The sequence below is a fragment of the Nocardia sp. NPDC102475 genome, assembly GCF_055584605.1.
Genome location: NZ_JBVJLS010000009.1, coordinates 53,407 through 68,710, shown reverse-complemented (window position 1 = coordinate 68,710; position 15,304 = coordinate 53,407). Strand labels below are relative to the sequence as shown.

Here is a 15,304-nt window from a genome sequence, read left to right as displayed (position 1 = left end):
GCGGCGAAAACCGTCCGACCGGCCTGCGAAGAGTGTGGTGTCCGTTTCACCGTTTAAAGAGCGACTGCGATGGGTACCGGCTCCGGTTCCAGCCGGATACCGAATCGCTCGGCGACACCGTCGCGGACCGTACGGGCCAGTGCGGCCAGATCGGCGGCGGTCGCGCTGCCGCGGTTGGTCAAGGCCAGCGTATGTTTCGTGGACAGCCGGGCCGGGGCGTCGGGGCCCGGAAATCCCTTGGCGAAGCCCGCCCGCTCGATGAGCCAGCCCGCGGAGAATTTAACGCCGTCCGGGGCCGGATAAGTCGGGATCGTGACGTCGCCCACATGGGCGATGATCGCAGCCTTCACTGCCTCGACGCGGTGCACCGGAACCACCGGATTGGTGAAAAACGAGCCCGCACTCCAGGTGTCGTTATCGGCGGGGTCGAGCACCATGCCCTTGCCCGCGCGCAACTTCAGCACCGCCGCCCGGACCTGATCGGCCGGCCGGGAGTCGCCGTTGCCCGCGCCGAGTGCGTTCGCGAGTTCGCCGTAGCGCAGCGGTGCGCTCGCGCCGTCGGGATTGAGCGCGAAGTCCACCGCGAGCACCACGGCGGTATCGCGATGTTTGAGTGCGCTGGTGCGGTAGCCGAAGCCGAGTTCGGCGGGTTCGACCCAGCGGATCTCGCCGCTCGCGCGATCCAGCAGGCGCACCCTGCGCAGCAGGCTTTCGACCTCCACGCCGTACGCGCCGACGTTCTGTACCGGCGTCGCACCGGCCGATCCAGGAATGCCCGACAGGCATTCCAGCCCGCCGAGACCGGCCTCGATCGTGGCCGCGACCACCGCGTCCCAGTTCGCACCCGCCTCGGCGACCACACCGTGCGCGCCGATCTCGACGGTCTCGTTGCGCACCAGGACCACGACACCGTCGAAGCCGTCGTCGCCGATGAGCAGGTTGGATCCACCTGCGAGCAGCAATAGTGGAATCCCGGCGGTGTCCAGCGTCCGGACCGTCGCGACCAGCGCTTCGGTCGTCGCACATTCCGCGACGGTGGCCGGACCACCGACCCGCAATGTGGTCAGCTCGGCCAGCCGCACCGATTCGCGCAGCCGCGCACCGCTATCGACCAGCAGCTCGCGCAGCTGGTCCGCCGACACCACCCGTGAAGTTCGCACGCCCCAGACGGTAGCGTGTTCGACCATGGCTACACCCCTGGCGTACACGGCTCGCTACTCGCATCCGGTTGCCGCCGTACGCGCGGCCTTCGCCGATGAGCAGTACTGGAAGGACCGCATCGCCGAAGTGGGTGGCGATAATGCCCGGCTGGATTCGGTCAGTATCAACGGCGACCAGGTCAAGGTCGAGATGGTGCAGGTCATCGCCGCCGAGCTGCTGCCGGCCGCGATCACCGCGGTGCGGCCCGGCGATCTGATCATCCCGCGCACCGAGAGCTGGACCGGCGATTCGGCGACCTTCACCGCGCGTGTGGAGGGTGCGCCCGCCGAGGTCCACGGGGCCATCGAGCTCACCGCCGACGGCTCCGGTTCGGTGGCCGAGACCAAGGGCACCATCGAGGTGAAGATTCCGCTGTTCGGCGGGAAGATCGAGGCCGCGATCGCGGAACGGTTGACCGAACTGCTGGCGAACGAGGAAGAGTTCACGAACAACTGGCTCGCCAAGCACTGAGCTGTTCATACTGCGATTCTGTCCGGACGATGTGCGGATTCCGCGTGGCGTGGGTGTGGCGATTGTGCGAATCCCCAGACCTACCGCCGAGCGATGCGGCGGCAGCCGGTCCCGGTAACGTAACCCCTCATGGCCCGCCGACTGGACTATTCAGCCCGCTTCCCGCTGCACACCACCAAGGAGCTGTACGCGGCGATGTCGACCCGGGAGTACTGGGACGACCGGTGCGCGGAGATGTCGAAATTAGCCCCGGGCAGTGAGGTCGTCAGCCTCGATGTCAGCGACTCCGGTATCGATGTCGTGCTGAACCACATCCTGCCGCGCGACATGCTGCCGGAGATCGCGCAGGCGGTCATGCGCAAGGACATGGTCATCACCCGCAAGGAGAGCTGGGGACCGTTCGACGAGAACGAGTCCGTCGGCAAGTTCTCCGCCTCCATTCCGGCCGGGCCGGGCAGCCTCGGCGGCACCATTCGCCTGTTCCCCACCGATACCGGCTGCACCATGCGGTTCTCCTCCGAGGCCAAGGTGTTCATCCCGATGGTCGGCCCGCGACTCGAACAGCTGATGCTGGTCAACCTGGTCGACCTGTTCCGCGGCGAGGCCGAGCAGACCGTGAAGTGGCTCGAAGAGCAAAACCCGACCCGCTGAGACCGGTCGGCACCATCACCAGGGGCACCACCGGTGTCAACCGATTACGACGCAGCGACCGCTGGCTGATCCACGACGAACTGGTCACCGGTCGACTGCGCGGTGCGGCCGATCCGCTGGTCGTCGATCTCGGTTACGGGGCGAGTCCGTGGACCACGCTGGAGTTGGCGGTCCGGCTGCGCACGGTCCGCGCGGATGTGCGGGTGGTCGGGCTGGAGATCGATCCGGAACGGGTGGTGCCCGGCCGCGACGGCGTCACCTTCGCGCGCGGCGGCTTCGAATTGGCCGGGCTGCGACCGACGCTGGTGCGCGCGTTCAATGTGCTGCGGCAATATCCGGAAACCGCCGTTCCCGATGCGTGGGCCACCATTCTGTCCGGGATGGATCCGGGCGGTTTACTCGTCGACGGCACCTGCGATGAGCTGGGCAGACGCTGCGCCTGGGTGCTGCTGGATCGATCCGGACCGCGCTCACTCACCCTGGCCTGGGATCCGTTCACGGTCGAGCGCCCATCCGATATCGCCGAGCGCCTGCCGAAGGTGTTGATCCACCGCAACATTCCCGGCGAGCCGATCCACGCGCTTTTGGCGGCCGCTGATCGCGCATGGGCCCGTGCCGCCCCGCTCGCCCCCTTCGGCCCCCGAGTGCGCTGGCGCGCGGCGGCGGACTACCTGCGCCAGGAGGCTTTCCCGGTGCGCACATATCGCCGCCGCATGCGCGACTGCGTCCTGTCCGTTCCTTGGTCCACCGTGGCCCCCAACCGAACCTGAGTCGCGCGCCGGGTTACGGATCAAGATCAGGTGGCGCTGAGGGCGGAGGCTTCTCGGGCGATGCCGCTATCGATTCCACCTGATCTTGAAATGGGGGTCATCTATGACCCACGCCAACTGTTTACGGCATTCGACGCGCGCCTGCGGTGGGCGCGTGGTTTGGCTGCGCTCGGCGGGGGCGCCTGTGGGGGTGCAGGGGTTGTCAGGGGCGGGCGAGGAGCGGACGGAAGTGGGCGGTGAGGGCCGCGATCGGGAGGATCGAGGTCGGCTCGAAGGGCTGGCGCCAGAGGCCGCCGTGGGCCGCGCCTGCTACGAATATGCCCTCGGGGTTGGTGTCGGCGGGTGTTTCGGGTGGGGCGAAGAGGTCGGCGACGAGCTTGGCTGCCAGGAGGGTTCGGGCGGTGTCGGGGTCGAAGACCTCTATGCCGAAGTGGCGGGCGCCGCGGTAGGAGGCGGCGAGGGAGCGTTGGGTGCGCAGGGATTTCGTCCTGACGGGTGGCGCGACGGCGCATGAGATCGTGCGGCCCGCGGTGTGCGCGAGGACGGTGCGCCAGCGCAGGAGGCGTTGGGCCAGTGCGTGATTCGGGCCTTGGGCGGGCAACAGTGCATCGGCGACGCCCCAGGTCGCGCCGAGGTGGTCCGGATTCGTGGTCCGGTAGTTGGGCCGGTACAGGGCCGATGCGGTGAGCACGCGCAACACGCGCGGCCCGACACCGCGCTCGCGCAGGCGGGCGTGGGCGTCCGCTATGACATCCTCGGGCACGGCATAGCAGTCGGTCGGCGAACCGAGGTATGCGATGGCCGCGTCATCGCGGTGCTCGAGCAGATCCTCGACGAGGACATCCAGCGCGGCGGCCAGTCGAACCCCTTGCGGTCCGGGGCCATTCGCGTACAGGCCGAATACCGGGCGAGCGTCGTGGTCGAACTGCGCGCGAATCCAGTGCACCAACGCCGGGAACTGCCTGGTGATATCCGCACCGGGTCCGAGCGTGACGGGGTAGCGCAGTCGTCCCGCTCCCGCCTTCGCGATATCCGAAATCTCGCGCCACCGCTCCGGTCCGGGCAGGTCTATCGCGAGAACGTCGGCGCCCCACCGCAGTAGTGGCCGCAGCGGGGCGAGTTCGGCCGCCGCCCCGGTGACGATCACCCGGAAACCGGGCAGCGACAACCACTCCGGATGATCGATCACCCGCTCCACCGCCGCCGCGAAGGCGGGCTCGATAATGCCGCGGCGCCGCCAGTCGGTGAGCTGCTGCCACAGCGCCTCCTCGGCCAATAGTTCTCCGCGGAAGGGAATTTCGAGCCGGACCGCGGGTTTCGCGGTCCCGTCGATCCGGCCGGTCTCGAGTCCATCGGGTGTGGCGATCGCATCGACGTCGACGCTGTGCAGCGGTGCGATCGTGTGCCCGGTCACGAAACGCAGCAGCTGGCGTGCTGCCCGCAACCCGTCGGTGGCGATCCCCACCGACACCGCGGGCGAGCTCGCGGCCAGGGCCGTCAGGCCGCGGAAGACGCCGCGGTAGTCGCAACGCCAGTCCCGGCAGGTTTCGACCTGTTGTGCGAGGTCGGCGTCATATCTGCGGACCGCGTCGGCGACCACGGCGGTGGCGAACATATCGCCGATGCGCTCGGGCGCTCCGGACGGAAAGACGAGATCCCAACTGCACTGACCTTCCGTCCCCATGGTCAGTCACCCTGCCATGATTGCGCGCCGGGCAAAACCGGAGATCGAATGAATTGATAGCCGAATCGGATCATTCGCGACTTCACCGCGCCGATCACGCGGCGGTGAGGGCCCGGTGCACGCGAGCCGCCGCACGCGGGGGTAGTCGCACACTCGCGGAACGGATTTCATCGATACCGCAACGGTGGATGGCGACCGCGTCGCCGACCACCTCATCCAATGCGGATTGCCCGATAGCGGCCTCGGCCAGATCGAGCACCGTGCGCACGGGTGTGGTCACCAGAAATCCGCCCGCGGTTTCGAGATCGGCCGGAATCAAAGGGCGGCGCAGCACCACCAGTCGCGGGGTGATCGGCGGCCGTCCCGCACCGACCGACATGTGCAGGAATCGCGGCTGTAGTCGACCGAGTCCGTGCAACTCCGCAGCACTCTGATGCGATACCGCGGCGGCCCCGTCGAACCAGGCTGCCCACATGGCGTATTCGTCGAGCGGGCCGGTGGGCCAATCGGCCAGCCTCAGCAGCCCGACCCCGGCCCGCGTCACCGAGCCATCGCCGAGACCGGCGCGAACGTGGGCCTCACATCCGGCGCGTAGCACCTGCCTGGTAGTAAAGAACCCGGCATGGCGCCCGGCCAATCGCCGCAGCACACGCCACCCGTGCTCGGCGGAATCGAGTGCGCGGCCCGCCGCATCGCCAGCCATGTCGACCAGGCTACGCTCGAACTCTGTGTCACATGTCACAATCGAACCCCTCACAGCGCCCTCAGACCGAGCACAGAAACGTGGGGAAGAATCGAGCGCATGAGTACGAAGAGCCCATCCACCCTGAAGGTCAACCGGCGCGCCCTGGTGATCGCCCTCGTTGTGGTAGCGATTCTGCTCGCTACCGTGCTGGTCGGCGGGGAGGCATACGCGCGATACCAGGTTTCACGGTGCATAAGCACACAATTCGAGAAGGATATGGGTTCGAAGATCGATGTGAGCTTCGGAGCCAAGCCCATGCTGATCACCTGGATCGACGGGAAGGTCGATCAGGTGAAGGTGAACAGCGACGATTCCAAGTTCGGTCCGGCCGTCGGCATGGTGGTACACGCCAGGTTCAACAATGTCGAGGTCAGCAATAGCGGCAGCGGCAGCACCGTCGGCAGCTCGTCGGCCGACGTCACCTGGGGCAACGACGGCATCCGGGAAACGCTCGGCGGCCTGGTCAGCGGCGTGTCGTCCTCCGCGTCGAGCGGGATGCTGACCCTGGATGTGCTGGGCGGACTCGCGCAGTTGCAGGTGAAGCCGGAGATCAAGGACGGCACCGTGCAGGTCGAGACGAAGTCGGCGGCGCTGCTCGGGATGGGGATACCGACCGATCTGGTGTCGGGCATCGTCGAGGTGTTCACGCAGAGTCTGCAGAGCTACCCGCTCGGCCTGAAGGCCACCGAGGTCAAGGTCACCGATAACGGCGTCGCGGTGAAGCTGGCGGGCGGGCGGACCGAACTGCCCGCCGCGCAGGACAGCAGCGGCAGCCTCAGCTGCTGATCCGGCTCTCAGGTCCGCGCGTTGCGCCGGACCTGAGAGCTATCGGGGTCGAAATGGCTATCCAGGTAGGGATTTCCGTAGCCAGGCTGTCGAATCCACAACCCTGATTGCCGGGCACGGGATCAGACGGGAAATCCCTCCAGCACCGCACGGGATTTCGAGAGTCCGAGACGGGTCGCGCCAGCGGCGATCAACTCGGCGGCCGCCTCGGACGTGCGGATGCCGCCGCTGGCCTTCACACCGAGACGTCCGCCGACGGTCTCGGCCATGAGCTGGACCGCGTGCACGCTGGCGCCACCGGAGGGGTGAAATCCCGTGGAGGTCTTCACGAAATCGGCCCCGGCACGCTGGGCGGCCCGGCAGACCTCGACGATGGCGGCATCGGACAGCGCCGCCGATTCGATGATCACCTTGAGCACCGCGCGATCCCCCATTGCCTCGCGCACCGTCACGATGTCGGACAGCACCGCGCCGTAATCGCCTGCGCGCGCGGCTCCGACATCGATCACCATATCGACCTCGGCCGCGCCCTGTTCGACCGCGAGGCGCGCCTCGGCACCCTTGACGAGCGAATGGTGCTTCCCGGAAGGGAATCCGGCGACCGCCGCGACCACCACGCCGGACGCTCGAATCGGCAACATAGAAGGCGATACGCAGATCGCGTACACGCCGAGTTCGCGTGCCTCCGTGACCAAAGCGTTCACCTCCGCGGCCGTCGCCTCCGGCGCCAGCAGCGTGTGATCGATCATGGCGGCCACTTCGGCCCTGGTCAGCGACGCGGAATTTGCCACAGGGTGAGAGTCTGGCATACCGGTGGCGAATTCCATTGCGCGCCTGGCGACACATCGCGCACACTCGATACTGTCGGTGGAGCTACGGACATCGCTTTGCGACTGCGAGCCGACTGTTGCGCAGTCGCGGATGCCCCATTCGTTCAGGAGGAGACGACACCGTGCTGATCCGTCGCGAACGCGCCGACGATGCCGCCGCGATCGCGGCCGTCCACCGCAGCGCCTTCGGACCGCAGTACGCGAATACCGATAACGACCGGGAGACGGCCGAATTCACCGACGACCGCGCCGCGGACCCACCCGAGGTCGACCTCGTCACCCGGCTGCGCAGCGACTCGGGCTGGATCCCTACCCTTTCCATGGTCGCGGTCGAATACGACACCGTCATCGGCCACGTCTGTCTCACCCGCGCGGCCGTCGGCCCGTTCCCGGTGCTTGCCCTCGGCCCTATCGGTGTCCTGGCCGAGCATCAGGGCAATGGTGTCGGCGCGGCCATGATGCACGCCGCCCTCGGCGCCGCCGACGCCCTCGACGAACCCCTCATCGGCCTGGCCGGAAGCATCGACTACTACCCCCAATTCGGCTTCACCCCCGCCGCCCGCCTCGGCATCACGCCGGATGAACCGGCCTGGGTTTCCCACTTCCAGGTGCGGGCATTGTCGGCGTACGACTCGCAGATCACCGGCGAATTCCGTTACGCGGAGCCGTTTTACGAACTGTAGGTTAGGGCGGGGTCGAGGCTCCAGGAGCCAGGGGCCCGAGCGGGAGTTGGGGATCCAGGCGATTCGGGGGCGGCCTGGTCAGCGGGAGGTCCAGGTGGGGGCTGGCAGGCGGAGCCAGGAGCGCCGAGGCTCGGAATTCACACAACAGCTCACCAGGCGGCGTTGGCGATGCCGCCAGGGCAGCATCTTCAAGATCACCATGCACTGGCGGAGGCAAATGTCGACAGTGGCGCTCCAGGAGTACATTCTCGGCGGGTCAGGGGTCGTGGTGGAGGTCGTAGACGTAGGAGCGTTCGTGTTTGCGGGAGACCCAGGCGCCTTCGGGAGGGAGGGGGCCTTGGCCGGGGTCGTCGAAGGGGCGGCTCAGGACTTCGCCGGAATCGGTGCAGATCGACCAGCCGAAGTCCGGGAGGCGGCGGCACCAGAGGTCGTGATCGATTCGCTTGTAGGACGGGTAGCCGTAGGCCCAGCCGTCGCGGACGAATTCGTCCGTCAGCCCATCGAGCTGTCGTACGAACTTCATACGCGTCACTTTTCCATTGTCGGCTTTCCCGTGACCTTCGCTCAACACCTGCCCCGGGCAGGGTGCCGCAGGTGCACATAGTCGACCTGGGAGGATTAGCCCATGAGTTCCGCTCCACCTGTCCTGGACGACCGACGCTTCGTGCTCACCCTCGGGTGTCCGGACCGTCCCGGCATCATTGCCAGGATCACCTCCTTCATCGCCGAGTTCGGGGGGTCCATCGTGGAGGCGGGCTACCACTCCGACCCGGATATCGGCTGGTTCTTCACCCGTCAGGCGATCAAGGCGTCGACGGTGCCGTTCGGTATCGCGGAACTGCGCGACCGGTTCGCCGGGGTCGCGGCCGACTTCGGCCCGGAGACCGAGTGGCAGCTGCTCGACTCGGGTGAGCGTCGCCGGGCCGTACTGCTGGTCAGCAAGGACGGCCATTGCCTGCACGACCTGCTCGGACGCGCCGCGAGCGGTGAACTGCCCGCCACCATCGAAGCGGTGATCGGCAATCACCCGGACCTCGCCGGGATGACCGAGGCGCACGGCGTGAAATTCCACCACGTGCCGTTCCCGAAGGATCCGGCCGAACGCGGCCCGGCCTTCGAGGAGGTGCGCGCCCTGGTCGATGCTCACGATCCGCACGCCGTCGTCCTGGCCCGCTTCATGCAGGTGCTCCCCGGCGAACTGTGCGAGCACTGGGCAGGAAAGGCGATCAATATCCACCACAGCTTCCTGCCATCGTTCGTCGGCGCTCGGCCCTACCACCAGGCCTTCGCCCGCGGCGTCAAACTGATCGGCGCGACCTGCCACTACGTCACCGCCGAACTCGACGCGGGCCCGATCATCGAACAGGACGTCATCCGTATCGACCACGCCGACGAGGTCCGCGATATGGTCCGCCAAGGCCGCGACATCGAACGAGTGGTCCTGGCGCGGGGTCTGCGCTGGCATCTCGAGGGCCGAGTGCTGGTTCACGGCCGCCGAACCGTGGTCTTCTCCTAGGGGCCCTACCCCGCTGCTTTGGCGGGCTGACGTACCGAATCGAGGACCAACTCCAGTTCCTCGTTGAACCGCTCGTACATCTCGGTATTGCCCAGATGTCCCTGCGGGAGCACCTCGTATTTGACCAGACTGCCGGTCTCCCTGAGCATTTCGGCGATTCGCTCGGCGTGCACCGGCGGCGTCATATCGTCGAACTCGCCGGCCAGGATTGTGGTCGGCACGACGAGGTTGCGTGCCGATTCGCCGAGATCCAGTTCGGCGAGCAGGATTCCGAATTTCGCACGGATGCGGGCGGGGCACGAGCGGACGACGGCGAGGCTGTAGTCGACCACGTCGCCGGTGGAGCGCAGGCTCATGATCTGTCGGGTGAAGGCCCACTTCACCGGGGTGATCGGCGGGAAGACGAGCGGGGAGCCGAGGCCTAGGCGGCCTATCTTGTGCGGCAACTGAATTCGCCGGTTGAGCAATGGGAGTGGTGCATTGAAGAACGGCAGGACAGTCGTCTCGGCGATCAGTCGACTCGGCGCCGTGTTGGTCAGCAGCACCGCGCATGCCTGCCGCGCGACTCGGTCCGGATAGCGTCCGGCCCAGGCCTGCAAGGTCATGCCGCCGAGACTGTGGCCGACCACAACCGCGCGCTCGCCCGCGCGCAATGTGGTGTCGAGCACTGTGGCCAGATCGTCGGCGAGCAGATCGGTGGTCAGATGGCTGGAGCCGAGTTCGCTCTCGCCGTGACCACGCACGTCGTAGACGACTACGCGGTACCGATCGGCGAACTCGTTGATCTGCGCATTCCAGTATTCGATGGCGCAGGTCCAGCCGTGTACCAGCACGATCGTCTGCGCATGGGCCGATCCGTAGACGTGTACGCGCAAACGCGCACCATCGCGGGTGACGACCGGAACGACCTCATGGGGCGCGGGCGGCGGATTCAGCGCCGCGGTCGCATAGGTACGCGACCGCAGGTTGGCGCGGTGTGTGTGAAGCAAACCCCGGACCCGACCAGGGACGTCCACCAGTGCAGGCGGCATTGCACGCATCGGACACTCCTTTGTGTAACTCTCCGATACACTAATCGCAAACCGCCGTGCTAGCTAGAGCAAGCAGCCCAAAAGTTATCCCAACTTCTCCCCGGCCCCGTTTGTGAACGATCCCAAAACAAGCTCGAACCAGCCAGTCGCCGAAAGGTCGAAACCAGCTGTCAACAGCACAGACCACCGCTGTGAACGCCGCCGAACCGCCGCCGAATCGCATATCCGGTCACCAACCGGATCGCACAAAGTCGACCGAAAATCCAGCAATAGGCACGCAGGCCCGGCGCGTCGATGGCGACCAGCGCACGCAGACGGCGAGCACTCGATACGCACCACGCCATCCCCAACCGCAGCCGCGACCAGCTCAGCCACGCAGCTTGACGGGCATGGAGCGATAGGCGTGCAGATTACGCAGCGGATGCGGAATCGGCGGACCGTCCAAGGCCAGATCCGGGTACCGCTCGAACAAGGCCCGCAGCGCGATGGAGCCTTCCAATCGAGCCAGCGTGGCGCCCAGGCAGCCGTGCACCCCGCTGCCGAACGCGAGATGATCCGCGGCGTTGGCCCTGGTCACATCGAATCGTTCGGGATCAGGGAAGACGGCGGGGTCGTAGTTGGCGCCCGCCAACGACAGCAGGACCAGCGAACCGGATTCGACGCGCTGATCGGCGAGGTCGACCTCGCAGTTCGTGACTCGGCCCGTCATCCGCACCGGACCGTCGTAACGCAAGACTTCCTCGACCGCACGTGGCCACAGCTCCGGCTGTGCCGCCAGCAGTTCCAGCTGGTCCGGATGGCTTGTCAGCAGGGCGATTCCGTTGCCGAGCATATTCACCGTCGTCAAGAATCCAGCGTCCAGCAGCAGTGCCGCATTGGCCATCTGCTCGCGACGGGAGAGCTCACCACCTGTCACCAGCATGCTGAGCACGTCGTCGGCCGGTTCGGCTGTGAGCCCGTCGAGGTGTTGGTCGAAGTACCGCTGAACCTCGGCCAAGTCTTCGATGGCATGGCGGTAAGTGCTCCAGCTCAGGCCGCGTTCGAGCAGCGGCGCACCGGAATCTCCCCACTTCAGCAGGGTCGAATGCATGTGGGCGGGCAACCCGAGGATCTCGGCGATGATCGCGACCGGCAACTGCGCGGAAAAGTCGACGATCAGATCCGGCCGCGGCTTCGACGCCAAGCGTTCGAGCAGGTCATCGGTCACTTCGACAACCCGCTCACGCAGTTTGGCGATTGCCTTCGGGGTGAATGCCTGCCCGACCAGGCGACGGTAGCGGGTGTGGTCCGGCGGATCGGTCACCAGCATCGAGGGTGGCTCCGCGAGGTTGGGCAGCCCCGGATCCGTTTTGGTCATCACCCAGCGGATCGGCTTCGGCAAGGCCGAATGGTCGGGCCTGACCACGCTGAAGCGACGGTCTCGCAGGATGAGTCGGCACAGCTCGTAGTCCGCGGTCACGCGCAAACCCGACATCCTTGGTATCCGGCCCCGCTGCCGGATCTCCTCGACGTACCGCGACGAGCCGAGCAAACGATCCGCACCGACCGCGATCTGCCCCAGGGGGTCGCCCCGACGCGCCGCCCAAAGCAGGTAGAACCGTGGCAGGCCATGCATCATCAGCCACCGGATCCATACGCGTATCAAGATCTCGTCACCTCCCACGCCCCCTTTCCATATGATAGATAGCCGCTATGGGCGCAGCGTCGCTGTCGGCGCTGATGGAGCGACCTTCGGATCAGGTGAGAGGCACCATGGACAGGCGCAGTTTCGTCAAGGGCGCTGGCCTGGCGACGATGCTGGGTCTTGCGAGCGGAAGCACGTTGGCGGCGTGGGCCGACGATTACAGCCCGAGCCCGAAATCACCGGTGTACCGCACACTGGTGCCGGAGATCTTCGCGCCGTTGCCGGATCCGGCGGATCATATGCCCGCGATCGTCATCGGATCAGGGTTCGGGGCATCGATCACCGCGCTGCGTCTGGCGCAGGCCGGGACCCAGGTCGCGGTGCTCGAGCGAGGGTCGCGCTGGCCGAACGATCCGTGGCGCAATATCTTCGCCAACGACACGGTTCCGGATGGCCGCGGCTTCTGGCATCGCACGACCTTTACCGGCGCGAACAGGCTCACGGTGCAGATCGATCCTTTCGGCGGGGTTCTCGACGTTTCCAGTTACCCGGGCATGGACGTATGGCGCGGTGCGTGTGTGGGCGGTGGCTCGGTGGTGTTCACCGGAGTGATGATCGAGCCGGAGCAGCGGTTCTTCGACGACGTCTTCCAGGGGGTGGTCGACTACCGCGAAATGCACGACGTCTTCTACCCCAGGGTCCGAAATATGTTGCGGCTGAGCCCGATACCGAACGACATCTACGACTCCTTCGCGTTCACCCACGCACGGGGCTGGGACGAACAGTTCCGTGCGGCCGGCTATACACCGCAGCGCATCGACGGCAGTTGGAATTGGGACGTCATCCGCGACGAGCTGACCGGACGATCGACGCCGTCGGCCACGGTCGGCTGTTCGAACCTCGGCAATTCCAACGGCGCGAAGTTCGATCTGAATCAGAATTACCTGCGTTATGCCGAGGACACCGGCCGTGCCCAGATCTATCCCGGCCATCGCGTGGACGCCATCGGCGAGGAGCCGGGTCGCTATACCGTCGCCGTGACCAAACTCGCGCCTACCGGTGAGGTGCTCCGCGCCCGCACACTGACCTGCGACAAGCTGTTCCTTGCCGCGGGCTCGGTCGGCACCTCCGAACTGCTGGTGCGCGCGCGGGCGACGGGCGCGCTGCCGAATCTGAACGAGCACATCGGCGAAGGTTGGGGCGGCAACGGCGATGTCGCATTGGCGCGGCCCGCCAGCTCGCTCGAGATAGGTACGCAGGGCACGCCGTCCGCGAGCCGGATTCTGGACGAGACGGGCGCACCCGTATCGCTGGAGAACTGGTTCGTCCCCGGCACCACGCCCTTCGACGTCGGCATTGTCGCGTCGTTGGGCATGGTCCTCGACGACACCCGCGGCCGATTCGTCTACAACCCGACCGACGGGAGCGTGAACCTGCAGTGGCCACCCGACGGCGCTGCCGGCTACCTGGCGCACGCGCGGGAAGTCAACAACAAGGCGACCTGCAACTGCCCGTCCAACGCCCAACCAGCCTTGGAGGCGGACGCCTCGTTCACCTCACATCCGTTGGGCGGCGCAGTGATCGGACGCGCGACGGACCCCTACGGTCGGGTGCATGGCTATCGAGGCCTGTACGTGACGGACGGGGCGGCTGTGCCCGGCAGCACCGGAACAGTGAACCCGTCGTTGACGATCAGCGCGCTGGCCGAGCGCAATATCGAAGAGATCATTCGTTCCGGCGAGTAGTCACTACCAGCGCGGCCCGCGCTGGATCTCATCCACCTTCGGCCGCACATCGGCGAGGTACACGCCGGTCGCGATAATCGACACCAGCGCAAGCAGACTCGTGACGCTCAGCGAGAGCAACAGGAACAGCAGGGCCGCGCCGAGGATGGCGATCCAGATCGGTTTGGTCAGCTTGTCGACCGCGGTGAAGGCGTCGGGCCGCTGGCGGATGGCGTGGATGAGCGCGAAAATTGTCGCGCCGAGCGCCAAGAGCCGCAGCCCGTCCAAGATCCAGCTGGCCAATCCGTGCGCTGTGTCCACCAGCTCATCATAGAAGCAACGACCCCGCACACGTCGGTGTGCGGGGTCGTCAGCGTGGAGAAGGGAAGGCGTCAGGCCTTCTTGGGGGCCGCCGCCTTCTTGGCCGCCGGGGCCTTCTTGGCAGGCGCCTTCTTGGCCGGAGCCTTCTTCGGGGCGACGTCGTCGGCGGCGGGGTCGGTCTCGGTGGTCACCTCGAGGACCTCGGCCTCGACGACCGGCTCGACCTCGGCCTCTTCTTCTTCCTTGGCCGGGCGACCGATCAGCTCGTTGACCTTGGCGAGCGCATCCTCGGCGCGGCTGGCCGCATCCTTGTACAGCGTCTCGACGCGCTCGATCTGATCCTCGACGAGGTGGTTGGCGCGCAGCCGCTCGACGGTCTCCTCGCCGCGCACGGCCAGATCCGCGTACAGGTCCAGGACCTGGGTGTAGTACTTCTCGGCGAGCGCCTTCAGCTCCTCCGGGGTGAACTTCTCGCGCAGCTCGGCGAGGTCCTCCGGCAGCTCCGAGGGCAGGCCGGACAGCCGCTCGCGCAGCGTCTCGAACTGGGCCCGGACATCGGCGGGCACGTTGGCGAAGCGCTCGCGGGCTTCTTCCACGCGACCGCTGACATCGGTGGAGGCGGCGCGCTCACGCACCTGGGTGACCGCGTCGACAACCGCGGCGTACACGGCGTCACCGGCACCGACGGTTGCGAACAGTGGCTTGATGTTTGCGTTTTCGGTCATTCTTCGTTCTCCTGGCGTGGCGGAGTTGGTGATGTGCTCGGAACGTCGCTGTCCCACTCGTTCCCCCCTGGTTCGCTTCCTCCGTTTTCCCGGCGAAACGATTCATAGATGTCCAGCAGCACCTGCTTCTGCCGTTCGCTGATCGACGTATCGGCAAGCAGGGCATCCCGGACCGGACTGTGCGGCCGCTGCTCGAGATAGCCAGCCCGTACGTACAACACCTCCGAAGAGACGCGCAGTGCCTTGGCGATCTGCGCGAGTACTTCGGCGGACGGATTACGCAATCCGCGCTCGATCTGACTGAGATACGGGTTGCTCACTCCCGCCAGGGTGGCGAGCTGACGCAACGAGACTTGCGCGGCTTCTCGCTGTGCCCTGATGAAACCTCCGATGTCGTGTGCCGCGTTGGCCACACGCGCCGCCTTTTCGCCGACAACGCTGGATCTCTCCTGCGAATCGTCGGTGTACTCGGCGGAACCTTCGGGCTGGTCTGCCATCACTCACCTTCTGGCGGTTGTACGTTTCCAATTCTAAAGCAGGGTG

At 66.6% G+C, this 15,304-nt stretch carries 17 protein-coding genes; 7 read left to right on the top strand and 10 right to left on the bottom strand.

Annotated elements, in window-relative coordinates:
• Nucleotides 1–53: 53 nt before the first annotated feature.
• Entirely contained in the window at nt 54–1,160 is a 1,107-nt protein-coding gene (locus ACZ60G_RS18045; RefSeq protein ID WP_465811222.1) for a UDP-N-acetylmuramate dehydrogenase, read from the bottom strand.
• A gap of 25 nt (nt 1,161–1,185) precedes the next feature.
• Here ACZ60G_RS18045 and ACZ60G_RS18040 point away from each other — a divergent pair, with 25 nt between their 5' ends.
• The 3 genes from ACZ60G_RS18040 to ACZ60G_RS18030 all read left to right on the top strand — a co-directional run bounded on the left by ACZ60G_RS18040 (nt 1,186) and on the right by ACZ60G_RS18030 (nt 3,092).
• Nucleotides 1,186–1,671, top strand: coding sequence for a DUF2505 domain-containing protein (locus tag ACZ60G_RS18040; protein ID WP_465811221.1), 486 nt, complete (start codon nt 1,186–1,188; stop codon nt 1,669–1,671).
• 129 nt (nt 1,672–1,800) lie between these two features.
• Nucleotides 1,801–2,322 carry a DUF2505 domain-containing protein gene (locus ACZ60G_RS18035; protein ID WP_465811220.1) on the top strand — a complete coding sequence of 174 codons (522 nt, stop codon included), beginning with the start codon at nt 1,801–1,803 and terminating at the stop codon, nt 2,320–2,322.
• A complete protein-coding gene (locus tag ACZ60G_RS18030; RefSeq protein WP_465811219.1) occupies nt 2,292–3,092 on the top strand; it encodes a class I SAM-dependent methyltransferase in 801 nt (266 codons plus the stop codon). Before ACZ60G_RS18035 ends, ACZ60G_RS18030 begins: the two co-directional genes overlap by 31 nt.
• 202 nt (nt 3,093–3,294) lie before the next feature.
• Here ACZ60G_RS18030 and ACZ60G_RS18025 read toward each other — a convergent pair whose 3' ends face one another.
• Nucleotides 3,295–4,776, bottom strand: a complete 1,482-nt coding sequence (locus ACZ60G_RS18025; protein ID WP_465811218.1) for a hypothetical protein — start codon at nt 4,774–4,776, stop codon at nt 3,295–3,297.
• A 94-nt stretch (nt 4,777–4,870) separates the two neighbouring features.
• Entirely contained in the window at nt 4,871–5,479 is a 609-nt protein-coding gene (locus tag ACZ60G_RS18020) for a type IV toxin-antitoxin system AbiEi family antitoxin domain-containing protein (protein ID WP_465811217.1), read from the bottom strand.
• A gap of 99 nt (nt 5,480–5,578) precedes the next feature.
• Here ACZ60G_RS18020 and ACZ60G_RS18015 point away from each other — a divergent pair, with 99 nt between their 5' ends.
• A complete protein-coding gene (locus ACZ60G_RS18015; RefSeq protein WP_465811216.1) occupies nt 5,579–6,307 on the top strand; it encodes an LmeA family phospholipid-binding protein in 729 nt (242 codons plus the stop codon).
• A gap of 122 nt (nt 6,308–6,429) precedes the next feature.
• Here the strand turns inward: ACZ60G_RS18015 and deoC are convergent, their stop codons facing one another.
• On the bottom strand, nt 6,430–7,116 hold the full coding sequence (deoC, locus tag ACZ60G_RS18010; protein ID WP_465811215.1) for a deoxyribose-phosphate aldolase: 687 nt from the start codon (nt 7,114–7,116) through the stop codon (nt 6,430–6,432).
• 143 nt (nt 7,117–7,259) lie between these two features.
• Here deoC and ACZ60G_RS18005 point away from each other — a divergent pair, with 143 nt between their 5' ends.
• Nucleotides 7,260–7,820 (top strand): GNAT family N-acetyltransferase, encoded by a 561-nt coding sequence (locus ACZ60G_RS18005; RefSeq protein ID WP_465811214.1) that lies wholly within the window; start codon nt 7,260–7,262, stop codon nt 7,818–7,820.
• A gap of 256 nt (nt 7,821–8,076) precedes the next feature.
• On the opposite strand, the gene ACZ60G_RS18000 is transcribed toward ACZ60G_RS18005, so the two are convergent.
• The gene (locus tag ACZ60G_RS18000; protein WP_465811213.1) at nt 8,077–8,343 is read right to left on the bottom strand and encodes a hypothetical protein; all 267 of its coding nucleotides are present in this window, start codon (nt 8,341–8,343) and stop codon (nt 8,077–8,079) included.
• A 102-nt stretch (nt 8,344–8,445) separates the two neighbouring features.
• On the opposite strand from ACZ60G_RS18000, the gene purU reads away from it, so the two are divergent.
• Nucleotides 8,446–9,336, top strand: coding sequence for a formyltetrahydrofolate deformylase (gene purU, locus ACZ60G_RS17995; protein WP_465811212.1), 891 nt, complete (start codon nt 8,446–8,448; stop codon nt 9,334–9,336).
• Between the two features lie 5 nt (nt 9,337–9,341).
• Here purU and ACZ60G_RS17990 read toward each other — a convergent pair whose 3' ends face one another.
• Both ACZ60G_RS17990 and ACZ60G_RS17985 read right to left on the bottom strand, forming a co-directional pair.
• Nucleotides 9,342–10,376, bottom strand: coding sequence for an alpha/beta fold hydrolase (locus tag ACZ60G_RS17990; RefSeq protein WP_465811211.1), 1,035 nt, complete (start codon nt 10,374–10,376; stop codon nt 9,342–9,344).
• A gap of 358 nt (nt 10,377–10,734) precedes the next feature.
• Nucleotides 10,735–11,985, bottom strand: a complete 1,251-nt coding sequence (locus ACZ60G_RS17985; RefSeq protein ID WP_465811210.1) for a cytochrome P450 — start codon at nt 11,983–11,985, stop codon at nt 10,735–10,737.
• Between the two features lie 134 nt (nt 11,986–12,119).
• Between ACZ60G_RS17985 and ACZ60G_RS17980 the strand changes: the two genes are divergently transcribed.
• Entirely contained in the window at nt 12,120–13,736 is a 1,617-nt protein-coding gene (locus ACZ60G_RS17980) for a GMC oxidoreductase (RefSeq protein WP_465811209.1), read from the top strand.
• A gap of 3 nt (nt 13,737–13,739) precedes the next feature.
• Here the strand turns inward: ACZ60G_RS17980 and ACZ60G_RS17975 are convergent, their stop codons facing one another.
• From ACZ60G_RS17975 to ACZ60G_RS17965, 3 genes are all read right to left on the bottom strand, one after another.
• Complete coding sequence (locus ACZ60G_RS17975; RefSeq protein WP_354956879.1) at nt 13,740–14,036, bottom strand: DUF2516 family protein; 297 nt, start codon at nt 14,034–14,036, stop codon at nt 13,740–13,742.
• Nucleotides 14,037–14,107: 71 nt separating this feature from the next.
• Nucleotides 14,108–14,761: a heparin-binding hemagglutinin gene (locus tag ACZ60G_RS17970; RefSeq protein WP_465811208.1), complete on the bottom strand. Its 654-nt coding sequence runs from the start codon at nt 14,759–14,761 to the stop codon at nt 14,108–14,110.
• On the bottom strand, nt 14,758–15,258 hold the full coding sequence (locus ACZ60G_RS17965; RefSeq protein ID WP_465811207.1) for a helix-turn-helix domain-containing protein: 501 nt from the start codon (nt 15,256–15,258) through the stop codon (nt 14,758–14,760). Before ACZ60G_RS17965 ends, ACZ60G_RS17970 begins: the two co-directional genes overlap by 4 nt.
• Between the last annotated feature and the right edge of the window lie 46 nt (nt 15,259–15,304).